The organism is Alistipes sp. ZOR0009, assembly GCF_000798815.1.
Classification (GTDB): Bacteria; Bacteroidota; Bacteroidia; order Bacteroidales; family ZOR0009; genus Acetobacteroides.
Map to the genome: position 1 here is coordinate 1 of NZ_JTLD01000050.1, position 14809 is coordinate 14809.

General features: G+C 40.7%; 12 protein-coding genes and 1 other RNA gene. 5 read left to right on the forward strand and 8 right to left on the reverse strand.

Annotated elements, in window-relative coordinates; all coding sequences use genetic code 11:
* From L990_RS19360 to L990_RS13750, 8 genes are all read right to left on the reverse strand, one after another.
* Positions 1 to 1027 (reverse strand): glycosyltransferase family 10 domain-containing protein (locus tag L990_RS19360; protein WP_052181024.1); only part of this gene is annotated, 1027 nt, incomplete at its 3' end.
* A 1-nt stretch (position 1028) separates the two neighbouring features.
* Complete coding sequence (locus L990_RS13720) at positions 1029 to 2078, reverse strand: CDP-glycerol glycerophosphotransferase family protein (RefSeq protein ID WP_047450504.1); 1050 nt, start codon at positions 2076 to 2078, stop codon at positions 1029 to 1031.
* Positions 2079 to 2110: 32 nt separating this feature from the next.
* Complete coding sequence (locus tag L990_RS13725) at positions 2111 to 2842, reverse strand: sugar phosphate nucleotidyltransferase (protein WP_047450505.1); 732 nt, start codon at positions 2840 to 2842, stop codon at positions 2111 to 2113.
* Positions 2784 to 3893 (reverse strand): pyridoxal phosphate-dependent aminotransferase, encoded by a 1110-nt coding sequence (locus L990_RS13730; RefSeq protein WP_081981716.1) that lies wholly within the window; start codon positions 3891 to 3893, stop codon positions 2784 to 2786. Before L990_RS13730 ends, L990_RS13725 begins: the two co-directional genes overlap by 59 nt.
* 207 nt (positions 3894 to 4100) lie before the next feature.
* The gene (locus L990_RS13735; RefSeq protein WP_052181025.1) at positions 4101 to 5999 is read right to left on the reverse strand and encodes a YgiQ family radical SAM protein; all 1899 of its coding nucleotides are present in this window, start codon (positions 5997 to 5999) and stop codon (positions 4101 to 4103) included.
* 185 nt (positions 6000 to 6184) lie between these two features.
* Positions 6185 to 6634: a cold-shock protein gene (locus L990_RS13740; protein ID WP_047450507.1), complete on the reverse strand. Its 450-nt coding sequence runs from the start codon at positions 6632 to 6634 to the stop codon at positions 6185 to 6187.
* A gap of 224 nt (positions 6635 to 6858) precedes the next feature.
* Positions 6859 to 8091 carry a peroxiredoxin family protein gene (locus tag L990_RS13745; protein ID WP_047450510.1) on the reverse strand — a complete coding sequence of 411 codons (1233 nt, stop codon included), beginning with the start codon at positions 8089 to 8091 and terminating at the stop codon, positions 6859 to 6861.
* Between the two features lie 12 nt (positions 8092 to 8103).
* On the reverse strand, positions 8104 to 9342 hold the full coding sequence (locus tag L990_RS13750) for an S-adenosylmethionine:tRNA ribosyltransferase-isomerase (RefSeq protein ID WP_047450513.1): 1239 nt from the start codon (positions 9340 to 9342) through the stop codon (positions 8104 to 8106).
* Positions 9343 to 9426: 84 nt separating this feature from the next.
* On the opposite strand from L990_RS13750, the gene L990_RS13755 reads away from it, so the two are divergent.
* The 5 genes from L990_RS13755 (at position 9427) to L990_RS13770 (ending at position 14782) form a co-directional block, all read left to right on the forward strand.
* Positions 9427 to 10509, forward strand: coding sequence for a DUF2027 domain-containing protein (locus L990_RS13755; RefSeq protein WP_047450516.1), 1083 nt, complete (start codon positions 9427 to 9429; stop codon positions 10507 to 10509).
* Positions 10510 to 10518: 9 nt separating this feature from the next.
* An RNA gene (gene rnpB / locus L990_RS19380) (RNase P RNA component class A) lies at positions 10519 to 10871 on the forward strand.
* A gap of 669 nt (positions 10872 to 11540) precedes the next feature.
* Complete coding sequence (locus L990_RS19365; RefSeq protein WP_052181026.1) at positions 11541 to 12023, forward strand: helix-turn-helix domain-containing protein; 483 nt, start codon at positions 11541 to 11543, stop codon at positions 12021 to 12023.
* Between the two features lie 27 nt (positions 12024 to 12050).
* On the forward strand, positions 12051 to 13088 hold the full coding sequence (locus L990_RS13765; protein WP_047450519.1) for a quinone-dependent dihydroorotate dehydrogenase: 1038 nt from the start codon (positions 12051 to 12053) through the stop codon (positions 13086 to 13088).
* Positions 13089 to 13201: 113 nt separating this feature from the next.
* Complete coding sequence (locus L990_RS13770; protein ID WP_047450522.1) at positions 13202 to 14782, forward strand: peptide chain release factor 3; 1581 nt, start codon at positions 13202 to 13204, stop codon at positions 14780 to 14782.
* Positions 14783 to 14809: the final 27 nt, after the last annotated feature.

The following is a 14809-nucleotide window of genomic DNA, read 5'->3' on the forward strand; positions in this document are numbered from 1 at the left end:
TTCCTCTAAAAAGCCCCTTTATTTTCTGCTTCCACTTAAAAAGCGAACGGTTGATGGTGTGGTTGTAGAGGTTGTGCCAGTCGTCGGCCGATCGGCACGGATTGATGGTTACCTCCTGCTTGGGTAGCGCTGGATTCATCGTGTCTAGCAGCGAGCCGATGTAGTCGAACATGTTGTACTGGTTAAGCACCATCTGCTTGCACTGGTGCAGCGCGTGGGCGCTTTGGGCGTAGGCATCCTCGGCCAGTAGCCGATCTATGGTGGCTACAGCCGCATCAAAATCGAGTATATCAATTGGCTGGAAGGCTTCCTTGGGGAAGTAGTCCGAAAGGTTGGTACAGCCGTAGTAGATGGGAAACGTCTCTGCCAGGAAGCAGTCCGAAATTTTTTCAGTCCAGTAGTAGGGCTGCGACGAGTTTTCGATGGATATATGGTACTTGTAGGGAGCAAGGACATCCCACTTGTCGTCAAAATCGCGAAATCCACGTCCAAATACATCTACCTGATCGCCGTAGCGGGCCTTGAGCTTCTCCACAAACTCAATTCGATCCAAATGCCCCTGTGTAAAGGCCTTGTTGCTGGTGATAACCGATATGAGCTTGGTCTTTTTGGGGGCTGGTGCCTCCGTCAGGTCGTCGTAGGTGAGGCTGTAGCTGCATTTATCGTTCTTATCCTCGGTAAAGCCAACAAACCAAGGGAGGATGGCCGGGCCAAACACCACGTCGCGATGCTTGGTTTGCTCCTGGCAGGTGCAAATTTTTCCAAACTGTTTGATGTAGCGCTTGGGGTAAACCAGCACCGACTTGGGCTCGGTGGTAAGCAGCAGCGTGTTTTCTGGTGCCACATGGCAGGTTTGGGTTTTTTTTACGCCCTTTCCCTGTATTACCCAAAAGTCGGGAGAGTCTACCTCTTCGTCAATAAAAAATTGGTATTTCCCGTTCGATGATACTCCTTTGCTACCCTTTGTTTGGCGAAACATTATTTCGCCTAGGTTTTTGCGGTACGGAACAAGCTTAACTTTGTACATGCTAGCGCCTTTTTACGTTTCCAAATGTCTTGATGCTGGTATACTTTCTCCAGATGTTGAGCTTGCGCGATTCGGGCACTCCATGGCGGCCTATGTAGTCCTGTGCGGCCTGTAGCATGCGTTCGCACACCTTTCCGTCGAGGTAGGGATCGTAGTTGTCTACCACCCATTGGCGCTTGGCGATGCTTTCCTTGTCGGTTAGCACCTTATCGTAGGCCTGGCACAGCTGGCTGGTTTCCTGTATATCTTCCCAGTAAAATTCCTTAGAGGCAGCTCTAAAGGTTATTACGGGGCGGTTAAGCAGCAAAAATTCGTATATGGTCGACGAGGTATCGCTAATCATCACATCCGACATTAGCATAAACTTGGTAACGTTGTTCTGGTCTATCCAGATGATGTCTTTTTCTTGGCGGGCCAGCTCCTTGTATTCGTCAATCCACTCTTGCTTTGTCAGCGGGTGAAACTTGAGCAGCAGCAGCACATCGCGCTGCTTGACAAAATCGGCCAGCGCCTCCTTTAGGTGGGGTAGCGATGTAAGCGAAGGGGAGAAGGTTGGGGCGTAGAGCACCATTGTTTTCTTACCATGCTTTTGCAGCAGCTCCTCCTTTTGGGAGTCAAAATCGTGGAAATGCTCTTTTATCCAGTCCTGCTTTGGCCAGCCGGTTTCTACCACCTCGAAATCGCGGTACTTTTTTGCCAGTTTCTCAAAGCCTTGGGTAAAGAATGGGCCTTGGGTAAAGTAGGTGTCAAAGTAGCGGCGTATTACCCAGTGATCTTTTTTCTCGGCTGCGTAGCCGTGAAAAATTTGAATTTTAACGCCCGAAAGGTAGTAGGGCACGATGTTTCCCGGACAAAAAACGGCTTCGGGAGCAAAATCGTAAGCCTCCTGTATGCTGTTCGTCCACTTTACGCTATCCTTTAGCGGAAAATTTTCTATACGCTTGCGGTGTACGTACCATAAAACGTGGTGATCTCCTTTTTCGGCTTCGCGCTGTAGGGGCGAGAGGATATCTATGGCGTATTTGTTTTCACAAAAAAGCAGTATTCTCATGCTATCTTGGTGGTGTAAATGGTGAAATGGATTTAGGCCAGCTCGCAGGGTATGGTATTAACCGCATTCTCAAAATCTTCAACGGTATCCAGCTCCATCGAAAATAGGTTGGTTACGTCAACAATGTTGAAGGTGTGCCCTTGGGCTATCAGCCTTTCGAAGGCTTTTTCGTAGAAAACGTTGTCAAGGCCTTCCTCTAAAATCATTTTATCGAGCTTTGCAAATAGCGCAGTCTGGTAGGCCACCGACATTTTTTCGATACCAATCGACTCTCCAATGGCACTTTTAGGATCGCAGGTTTTGTTGATTTCGATCATCTTTCCATCGGCATCAACCACAACCTTTATCTCCTCCTCGCCAAGAGGGTGGTCGTTTAACGCCAAAGCGTTAGGATACTTTGCGTCAATTAGGTGTGCTATAATCTTAGAGTCGAAAAGAATGTCGCTATCCAGCAGCAGCACATCCTGGTCCTGCACCGCCTTTTTGCACATCCAAAGCGAGTAGATGTTGTTGGTCGCAGCAAACTTTTCGTTGTGTATGTAGGTAAAGCGGCAGTCCTTGTAGGTGCTGCTTATAAAATCCTCAATTTGCTGGTGTAGGTAGCCAGTAACTACAACAAACTCCTTAATTCCATTCTTTAAAAGCGCATCAATCGTTCTTTGAAGCAGGTTTTTATCGCCAACTTTAAGAAGGCATTTAGGGGTGTTATTTGTTAATGGGCGTAGCCTCGACGCTGTCCCCGCAGCTAGTATTATGGCTTTCATTAGATTCTGAACGTTGATTTGCTACACGAATAATAATATCACGAATGTCCTGGTTGTGTTTAGGCATTCCTAACGTGATGCGCATGTGGGTATTGATATCCTCCTCATTCATAAACTTAACTATGTAGTCTTTCTCCAAAAACTCGTTGTTAAGCTTATTTTTTAGCTCGATAGGATATTTAACCAGTATAAAGTTTGCGTACGAATCGTACACCTTAAAGCCTTCAAGAGGCCTTATCTGGCTGTAGTACTTTTCCCTTTCTAGCTGCATTTCATTCGCAATACCTCTATAGTAATCGGTTGCTTTTAAAATGGCAATGCCTAGCTCTTCCGAGAGCCTGTTGTATCCAAGGTACTTGGTCGTAAATGGAAGGAATTTTTTGCAGATCATTTGTCCCGCAAATGCAAATCCAAGTCTTAAGCCAGGCGCTCCGTAGAACTTAGATAGGGTACGAACAATTAGTATGTTCGAATACTCGCTTATGAGGTCTTTGATGTAGCTATCATCTTCATTGGCAAAAGAGGAGTAGGCCTCATCAATAATGACAACGGTTTCCTTGTCGATTCTCTCGAGCAATCGCTTTAGATCGTTTACCGAAAGTGCGTTTCCTGTAGGATTGTTAGGAGATGCAATTAGTATAACCTTTGGCTGTTCTTTTTTTACGATCTTCTCAAACTCGTCGAAGTCATATTCAAAAGAGTTGCCTTTTTCGATAAGAGGATATTGAGCGCTAACTCCATCAACTTCTTTTGCAATTGACTTGTAGTACCACCACGAATATTTTGGTAGCAAGATCTTTTTGTTTGACGATTCTGTTAAGAAGTAGTGTATGGCATCTTTAAGAATACTTTCGCCTCCATAGCCTAAAATCACCTGCCTTTCGTCAACTTGATACTGCTTAGCGATAAAATCAGAGAAAACACTTTTTTTTCCTTCCTCGTGAATCCGGGTGTAAAAACAAAGTAGACTAGGATCAAACTCCTTTAACGTCTTTTCCAGAACTGCTGCAGCCCTGTAGTTGAATTCATTTCTATCTAAATAAGTAATCATGCCCCCATAATTTATTATTCCAAAAGCAAAAGTAGCTAAATGATGTCTCTGAGTTAACTATTTATACACATATCTTAAGTTAATTTGCTTTTATTAAGAGACTGTTTTGCTAAAATAGTGTTATTAGTAAAGTTAATAAAAGGGTGGGGTATATAAAATATCGTTCAACCTTTTGGGTTGAGCGATATTCTTGCTATGGGGTGTTTTTTATTTGCCGTGTTTTTTTTTGTAAACATCCTGTCCTTTGTAGCGGGTACTTTCATTTTTACTTCTAAACGCTTCTTTGCCTCCGAGTTTTTTTGATTTCGCAGTGTATGATGGACGGTTGCCCGTTGGCTTTCCTTCGTTTTTGTACCAAAAAAAGGCGTCGCGCTGCCGTAATTTTTCCTCGCGAGAAGTCGCAGTGTAAACTTTTTCCAACGTGTATGGGTCTATTCCTGTGTAGAATACGGTTGATGACAACGTCATTGGAGTTGGGGTGAAATCTTGAACCTGTTCCAGCTTGTAGTTGAGCTTTTTGGTAAGATCTACCAAGTTTTTCATATCCTTGTCTTCACAAGCAGGGTGGCTCGAAATAAAGTAGGGTATGAGCTGCTCCTTTAGGTTATGCTTCTGGTTGATGGTCTCGAAGTCGGCCTTTAGCTGCTCGAATAGCTTAAACGATGGCTTGCGCATCATTTTAAGCACCTCGTCAGAGGTGTGTTCGGGGGCAACTTTCAATCGTCCCGATACATGGTGGAGCATAATTTCTTCCAAGTAGCTGCGGTTTGCTTCTCCACTCTTATAAAGACCGTTCATAAACAGGTCGTAACGAATGCCGCTGCCTACAAATACCTTTTTTATGCCGTCTATTTTGCGAACTTTTTTGTAGAGTTCTAGTAGGCGGGCGTGGTTATTGTCGAGGTTCTGGCAAACGTTGGGGAATATGCATGAGGCCCTTTTGCACTTTTCACACATCTCTTTTACGCGGCCTTCCATTTTGTACATGTTGGCAGATGGTCCGCCTAAGTCTGTGAGGTAGCCTTTGAAATCGGGATGCTGGGTTAGGGCGCGTATTTCTTTCAGGATCGAGTCTTCGCTTCGGGAGGATATAAACTTTCCTTGATGAGCGGAAATGGTGCAGAAGGAGCACCCTCCAAAGCAGCCTCGGTGGGCATTTACCGAAAATTTTATCATGTCGTATGCCGGAATTTGCCCTTTACCGTTGTAACGAGGATGGGGCATTCGGGTGTACGGAAGGTCAAAACTGTGATCTATTTCCTCTTCGGTTAGGAAGGGATATGGAGGGTTCACCACCACCATCTTATCTCCATACGCTTCAGCCAGAAAGGCTGCATGGTATTTATTTGATTCTTCTTCTATATGCTTGAAGTTAAGCGCGAATTTTGTTTTGTTTTCAACGCATTCTTCAAATGAATTTAGGCGTATCAGTGGTGTTAAATGGCTTAGGTCGGTATCGTTTGGAAGTGTAAACACCGTTTGGCGGATGTCCGTAAGGCTCTCTATGGTGTATCCTTCATTTAATCTTCGGGCTATTTCTACAATGGTTTTTTCACCCATTCCGTACACCAAAAGATCGGCACCGCATTCCGCTAAAATGGAGGGCTTTACCTTGTCCTGCCAGTAGTCGTAGTGAGTCAGGCGTCTAAGTGACGCCTCTATACCTCCGATAATGAGCGGAATGTTAGGGTACAGCTGCTTGATGATACGGCTGTAAACGTACGTCGCGTAGTCAGGGCGCTGTCCTGCCTTTCCGCCTGCCGTATAGGCATCATCGCTACGTAGGCGGCGGTTGGCGGTGTAGTGGTTTACCATGCTATCCATGCTACCTCCGCTAACGGCAAAAAATAGGCGAGGAGTTCCAAATTTTTTGAAGTCACGCAGGTCGTCCTGCCAGTTTGGTTGTGGAACTATGGCAACCTTAAAGCCTTCGTATTCAAGAATTCTGCCAATAACAGCCGCTCCAAACGAGGGGTGGTCGATGTAGGCGTCTGCGGTGAAAAGCACCACATCCACTTCGTCCCATCCGCGTTTTTCCATTTCCTTTTTCGAGGTCGGAAGCCAGTCGGTAAGCTTTAATCCCGTGTTAACCCTAACGTGCGACATTTTAATTGAAATGATTCTAAGTAAGGTGCAAATATAGTGCCTTTTTATGGAAGTGAAGGGCAGAATATAAAAGTTAAGAAACTGCTGCAAAAAAGTTTGTCTTCGTTTTTTAGGGCTTATTGCGTAAAAACAAGGAGAGCCGAGGAAAAACAACCTCGGCTCTTTATTTTGCTATTCGGAAATTACTATCTATCAATTTTTACTTTTACGGCAACAGGACCTTTTGCCCCTTTTTGCACTTCAAAAACCACCTTATTGTTTTCTTTTATGGTGTCAATAAGGTCGTTCACATGCACAAATATGCTTTGTTCTGATTTCAGATCTCTAATAAAGCCGTAGCCCTTCGACTCGTTAAAGAAGGTAACAATACCTCTTCTGAGTAAATCTTCGGGTTCTAACTCGCTTGCCTTTGGAACTGATATAGCAATATCCTCCAATTCAATTTCAACTTTTTTAGTAGGATCGGGAGGCGTAGAGGTTATCATTCCATTCTCGTCTACGTAAGCAATCATATCGTCCAAAGAAGTTTTTCCACCTTCCTTGCGTTCTAGTTTTTTGTTTTCCTTATCCTTACGCTTTTTTTCTTTTTTGTTGCGTACCTCTTTCTTGTTCCACGACTCCTTGGATTTTGCCATTTTTGATGATTTAGTTGAATATTATACCCATGCTATCGAAATTAAGTCAATATTAAAACATAGATAGACTATTTACAAAGATGCCTAAATAAAATGGTATTTTCTCACTTTTCAGCTAATATTGTGCATATTTCAAGGATTTTACCGTTTAAGTAAGCCATTTTTGTGGTAAATATTACATTAAAGGGTATAAAAAAAGGAGGGATAACCTCCTTTTGATCTTTTTATTCGTTTAGTAGTTCTTCTATAATTTTGATTGTTTCTTTGACGAGCTCGTCGTAATGCTTTCCTGTTCCTGGTCCTGAAAAACCGGTGTGTACTGTCCGCATTTCTCCTTTCTTATCAATAAATACAGTTGTTGGGAATGCAACAACTCCCTCAAACGGATAGAGAACATCTTCCTTATTTTGTTTGCTTCGAGATCCTGCATAGAAAAAGCGGTATTTCGCCCCAGTTTGGTTAATAAACCGTTGCATGCGGTATGCTGAACTTTCTAAGTCTTTTTCCTCAAACATTAGGGATATCACTTCTAGGCCTTTGTTCCTGTATTTTTCGTAGAGGCTTTGGAAGAGGCGAGTTTCGTCCAAACAGTTTGGGCACCAAGAGCCAGATGCTTGTACTACGAGTACCTTTCCTTTTAAACTCGGGTCATCGGAAGTGAATGTTTTCCCAAACATATCTTTTACAGTAAACTTAAAGTTTTTCACTCCATCTTTGATTCGGATGATGTCTTTACTTGCTGCTATTTGGGCATTACGATCCTTTATGGCCATCCATGAGGGCTTGTTAGCAGGGCTTGTCATCATTTTCCCTTTTACAAGGTTTCCGTTGCCGTCTATCTCAGCTGTAAAGATGGAGGCTCTACCACCATCAAATCCTGACATGTAGAATTTATTGCCTGCTATTTTCCCTTCTAAAAAGCGCATATCTCCAGTTGGATCGAGGATTGCACCTGTAAATCTGGATCCTTGCTGCTTAAATTCTGCCACAAGGGTGTCCGATTTTGTTGTATTGGGGTTTAGGATATATTTCCAGCGCCCACTAATGTTGGATTTTGGAGCTTCCGTAAACCAAGGAAATCTATCCGTTTTACCTTTTAATGCATAAAATTTATAGGGTGCCCCTTTACCTTTTCCCTTTGGATAGTAAAGGCCTACAAGACTATCACCTTTTGCTTTAAAGGTAAACTCGCTTACAAATACAGGCATTTTAAATAGGATAGAATCACCCTCTTCAAATATTTCTGTAACTTTTATTTTATCATTAGCTGTTGAAATGGTTATTAGAGACGGACTACCTCCTTTTATCGTAAAATTAAAAGGCACGTCCATCCCTTTTTCTTTTTGATCGAGTATTATGGCTCCTAACCAACTTCCGTTAAGTGTTGGCTTTATTTGCGCTATACCAGCTTCCGATGCAATGCATAGAAATAGGCAGACGAGGTGTTTAAATTTCATTGTCAGGACTTGTTATTTGTTTTGTTTTCTCATTTTTGAAGGAAGTAGTAGTGAGCTATCTCCATAGCTCAAAAAGCGATATTGATTCTCCAATGCGTGCTTGTAGATGTTCTTCCATTCATCTCCAACCAAGGCAGAAACAAGTAGAAGCAGTGTGCTTTGAGGTTGGTGAAAGTTGGTTATTAGTCCTTTTATCATTTTAATGCTATACTCCCCAACAATTATTATTTGGGTAGATGCATGGAGTTCGCTCATTTCGTTTTTTTCTAAGTATGATATGAGCGCATTAAGAGCCTCCTTCGCACTGTAGTTTTCTTGATTTGAATACGGCTCCCACTGCTGTATTGGCTTTTCGAAGTCAGGTGTCTTATTCTTGATAATTCGTACACCATACCAGTATAAGCTTTCAAGGGTTCTTAAGCTTGTTGTGCCAACCGATATTATGTTACCTAAATGTGATTTAAGTTCATAAATAGCTTTTAGCGTTGCAGTAAAATGTTCTGTATGCATTTCGTGATTTGCAACATCATCAGTTTTGACAGGCTTGAAGGTGCCTGCACCAACATGAAGGGTTAGCTCTGTGCTGTCAATGCCTTTCTCCTTTAGCGTATTTATGATAGAGGGGGTGAAGTGCAGACCTGCAGTAGGAGCAGCAACTGAACCTTTATGTTTTGAATAAACCGTTTGATATCTATTTAAGTCAATTTCTTCCGTATCTCTATTTAAGTAAGGTGGAATTGGTATTTTTCCGCTTGCTTCAAGAATTTCGCTAAAGGTATAATCGCCGTCCCAGCTAAACATAATTACCAAGCTGTCAGCTAGCTGTTCAAGGCGGGCAGCCTTGAGGGTTACAGCTGTTCTGTTGATATCAAGCTTTTTCTCGAGTATTTCCTCTTTCCACTTTTTGAGATTACCAACAATACACTTCCATGCAATGCAACCTTTTGATTGAAAGATGGTTTCATAGTCGGAGTTGTTGGCTGGTTCTAAGCAAAATATTTCGATTTTTGCTCCTGTTGCTCGGGTAAAAATCATCCTTGCCTGTATAACCTTCGTATTATTAAACACGAGTAGATCTCCAGAATTTAGGAGAGAAGGCAAATCAGTAAAGTTTTTATTATCAATATTTTCTCCGTCGTAAAATAGGAGTTTAGACAAGTCTCGTTCGGCTAGCGGGTACTTGGCTATTTTTTCGTCTGGCAATTCAAAATTGTAACTGCTAATTGGGATATGCGGGTGCTTATTCGTCATTTTAAGCTTTTAATTTTACTATAAACCTCGCAAAATTAACTATTTTTGCTCTCCAATTAGGAATTACTCATTAAGTTTCTGGTAATGAATTGTAAAATAGGCGATAAAGTTCGATTCTTAAATTCTACAGGAGGCGGTATTGTTGTTCGTTTTTTGAATAAGAATATTGTTGCGGTGCAGGATGAAGATGGTTTTGACATTCCGGTGCCAATTAGCGAGGTAGTTGTTATAGACGAGAAAAAGGATAGCGCTTTTGCAAGCAGCAGTTACATTCAAAAACCGACTCCTTCTTCTACTGGGAAGCAAGATCTTGCAAGTGAGGATGATGAAGAGTTTGACGATTTTGTTATTCCTGAAAGAAAGGAGGTCGAGGCAATTGATCCTTCTACCAATAATTATAATGTGCTACTGGCATTTGTGCCATTTAACAAGCAAAACCCGGCCAATTCAGAGTTAGATTTGTATATTATTAATGATAGCGATTACAGAATTGCCTATTCTGTTGGTAAATGGACAGACAAAGAGTTGCTGCAGCCCATTGGATCTGGTATTATGGAATCAGATTACAAAGAACGAATTTGTACACTTACTCGGGATGATTTTTCAAAGTTGCAGGTTTTTAATGTTAGCATTATCTACTTTAAAAACAGAGATTTTTTACCGTTGCCTCCAGAACAGGTCAATCTAGAGTTGACTCCATTGAAGTTTGTAAAAGCAAATTCTTTTAAGGAGACAGAATATTTTGAAGAGCCAGCGGTTATATTTACCGTTGCAACAAGCAGTAAGCCAAATACGCCTGTTTCAAGCATTACTAAAAAGGAGCTAGAACAATCTCTCAAAGAGAAAAAAGATATACGGCCTAAATTAAATCTCAAATCGACAACAGAGCAAGAAGAGATAGATTTGCATATCGATGAGCTTGTCGATAATTCGGAAGGAATGTCTAATGGAGAGATTCTCGAAATTCAAATGGCTCGATTTACGACAACCTTAGAGGGGGCAATACGTGCAAAAACTAAGCGTATTGTTTTTATTCATGGAGTTGGGAATGGAAAGTTAAAGAATGAGGTGCGTAAAACACTTGAACGAAGTTATCCAAAGCTCAAATTTCAGGATGCCTCATTTAAAGAGTATGGCTATGGAGCTACTCTTGTTATTTTAAAATGAAATATTAATAAGGTTTAACATTCCGTCGCTAGCAGTACAACTGCTAGAGGAAAGTCTGGGCAGCGTAGAGCATCACGCTTCTTAACGGGAAGATACTCGTAAGGGTATAGTTTAACGTAACAGAAAATAACCGCCTTGTTTACAAGGTAAGGGTGAAAAGGTAGGGTAAGAGCCTACCGGTAATCATGGCAACATGGTTAGCCGTACGACTGGTGAGCTGCAAGACCATGTATACCGGCGCTTGAGGGCTGCTCGTTCGAGCCGGAGGGTAGGTCGCTAGAGCTAATAGGTGACTATTAGTCGAGATAAATGGCGGAAACTCGAGAGAGTAACAGGACCCGGCTTATTGTCAAACCTTTTAATATATTGAAGCGAGTGCTTAACGATTATGTTAAGCACTCGCTTTTGTTTTAATATGCTTATCTCTTATAGAATTTACATCGTAAAATACAATTAAGGTCACTCTTGTTACATATGTAAACAAGAAAGGAGTACTATGTTTAATACATATGTAAATCAATCCAAGGTGATTTGGTAAGAGTTGAGATTGTTTATTAGCATTGTTAATGCAGAGGGTGTTACAAATGTATCCCGCCTAAGTTTTTGTGTTTTAATATCTGATAATGAGCGCTTTAAATTGTTTTATATGCTTTTGTAGTTTAATTATATTGGTCTTGTTTTTATAAACTAACACTAATAACCTGTTATGCGTAGTTTATAATCATAATAACCAGTATTTTAGGCTTATTTATTTAAACTTTTATTTTATTTGTTTTTAAGGGACTATAACGTCCCCCGTTTTACTCTAAAAGTAGGCTCTAATATTGCAGATTGGTGCTACTCTCGTGTAGTATTAAGTGGGAATAAAGCCATAATTGATCTACAACATGTCCTGTATCTACCATACTACCATATTTACCGCCATATCGGATAATTACAAATGTAATTAAATATAAATTACAGATGTAATTAAAAGGAATGGGTTGTTTTCGCTTTTATTTGTTACATTTGTAAATATTAAAGTTTCATCCATGAATGATCGTTTGGACAAACTTCTACTAGCAGAACAGCTAACTCCTGCTAAGTTTGCAGACTTAATTGGTGTGCAGCGCTCTAGTATATCTCATATAATATCGGGCCGCAATAAGCCTAGTTTCGATTTTATAGCGAAGGTTCTTTCAAAGTTTCCGCGTGTTAACTCTGAATGGCTCATTCTCGGTAAAGGTGAGATGTATAAGCAAATGGTTCAAGCATCTTTGTTCGACAGTCCTGTCCTAAATCCGACTCCTTTAGGCGAAAATGCATCAAACGACGAGATTAAGCGACAAGAAGAGGTTTCTATTTCTGAAAATAGAAAGCCTAACAGCTTTTTATCTAATAACCATCCGGGAGATGAATCGGTCATGTCTAGCAATGATCAACGAATTGAGTCGTTATTTGGAAAAGATGTTGAAAGAATTGTTGTATTTTATAATGATAGAACTTTCAGAAGTTACACGCCATCAGAAGACTAATTACTATCTTTGCATAAAACTAATTTCATGTATCGACTATTAGTACGTCCCTTTTTATTTCTTTTCTCTCCAGAGACTGCACACCATATTACCTTTAGTATCTTAAACATATGGCGTAAAGTACCTGGTATGATGCATCTTGTAGGAAAATTGTACAAAGTACGCAACGAAAAGTTGGAGCGCACTGTGTGGGGAATTAAATTTCCATCTCCAGTAGGATTAGCTGCTGGTTTAGATAAAAATGCAACTGGCTATGATGTTTTTGATGCAATAGGATTTGGTTTTGTAGAAGTTGGAACTGCGACGCCTAAGGCTCAAAAAGGCAATCCTAAACCACGCTTATTTAGGTTGATAAAAGATAATGCGATTATTAATCGTATGGGATTTAATAATATTGGTGTAGAGGAAATTGCAAATAATTTGAGCAAATCGTATCGAGAGGGCTTGATTATTGGAGGTAATATTGGAAAGAATACGCTAACTCCAAATGAAAATGCAGCGGATGACTACGAAAAATGTTTTATGGCTCTATACGACAAGGTGGACTATTTTGTAGTAAATGTCAGCTGTCCCAATATTGCGAACTTATCAAAACTTCAAAACACAGATTCTCTCGGAGAGATTGTAGAAAAGTTAGTTCGCTTTCGAAAAACAAAGTCTGCTTACAAACCAATCTTACTAAAGATATCTCCCGATCTGAGCTTCGAACAAATAGATGATTCGCTTAACATAATCAATCAGTTTTCTTTGGATGGAATTGTTGCTGTTAATACGACGACTAAAAGAACGGGGTTGTCGCTAAGACAGGATAAGCTGGATCAAATTGGGAATGGCGGTTTGAGTGGTAAACCTTTATCAAGCAGGTCTATAGAGGTTGTTCGTTATATTAGTATGAAAACCAATGGGCAAATGCCTATTATTGGAGTTGGCGGAATCATGAGCGTTGACGATGCGTTGAACATGCTAAGGGCCGGCGCTTACTTGATTCAGGTTTACACTGGCTTTATTTATCATGGTCCCGATCTTATAAAGGACATTCATAGAGCAATTATTAAAGAATTTTAAAATAATAGAATCATAATAAAAAGGTCGGTTTTGTGCCGACCTTTTTAATTCAAGAGGTGGTAATATCCACGAAGACTGCTAATTTTGCAAACTTGAAAATTCAAAAGTAAGAAATGAGCCTAGAGCAAGAAATTAAACGTCGTAGAACGTTTGCTATCATAAGTCACCCTGATGCTGGTAAAACTACACTAACAGAAAAGTTACTTCTATTTGGAGGTGCTATTCATGTCGCAGGTGCCGTTAAGTCTAACAAAATAAAGAAAGGGGCAACATCAGATTTCATGGAAATTGAGCGTCAGCGCGGTATTTCTGTGGCAACATCAGTGATGGGCTTTGAATATAACGACATTAAGGTGAATATTTTGGATACTCCAGGTCACCAAGATTTTCAGGAAGATACATTTAGAACCTTAACTGCTGTTGATAGCGTTATTATTGTGGTAGATTGTGCAAAAGGGGTCGAAACGCAGACTCGAAAGCTTATGGAGGTTTGCAGAATGCGTAAAACGCCTGTCATTGTATTCATCAATAAGCTTGACCGTATAGGAAAGGATCCCTTTGAACTTCTAGATGAGGTAGAGGCTGAGTTGAAGATTAAAACCCGTCCGTTAAGTTGGCCAATAAGCATGGGGCCTACTTTTAAAGGCGTTTATAATATGTACGAGCGCAATCTAAACCTCTTTTTCTCCGAAGATAAAACAGTATTGGCCGATGAGGTCATAAATATTGAGGATATTAATTCTCCTGTTTTGGATGAGTATGTAGGCGAGTTCGCTGATAAGCTTAGGGAGGATGTCGAACTTGTGGAAGGTATTTATCCTGAATTTGTTATCGAAGAGTATCTAAAAGGTGATTTGGCTCCTGTGTTTTTTGGTTCAGCCCTTAATAACTTTGGTGTAAAGGAGTTGCTTAATTGTTTCTGTGATATTGCTCCATTTCCAAAGCCTACCTTTACTGACGAGAGAGAAATTGATCCATTTGAGAATAAACTCTCTGGCTTTATCTTTAAAATACATGCCAATATCGATCCGAATCACCGGAATAGAATTGCATTCTTAAAAATTTGTTCTGGCGTATTTGAACGAAATAAGCCCTATTTTCATGTGGCCAGTGGTAAGTCCATGCGCTTTTCTAGCCCAAACTCATTTATGGCTTCAAAAAAGGAAATCGTTGATTTTGCTTATCCTGGCGATATCGTTGGTCTGCACGATTCAGGAAACTTTAAAATTGGGGACACTTTTTCAGAAGGCGAAAAGATAAACTTTAAGGGGATTCCTAGCTTTTCTCCCGAGTTATTTCAGTACATTGAAAATGCGGATCCATTAAAGTTTAAGCAGCTGGCAAAAGGTGTTGATCAGCTAATGGATGAAGGTGTGGCGCAGCTATTCACTCTAAAAATGAATGGACGTAAGATTATTGGTTGCGTTGGGGCTCTTCAGTTTGATGTGATTCAGTACCGATTGGAGCATGAGTATGGTGCAAAGTGCCGCTACGAACCTATTTCTTTATATAAGGCCTGTTGGATTGAAAGTGACAATGCCGATGAACTTGAAGATTTTATGCGTCGTAAGTATACCCACGTGGCGTTAGATAAGCATGGGAGAAATGTATTTTTAGCAGATTCTCCCTACTCATTACAAATGGCACAAGATAAGTTTAAGAATATAAAATTCCACTTTACTTCGGAATTTTAGCAGTTTTCAGACTTTATTTACTAGGAT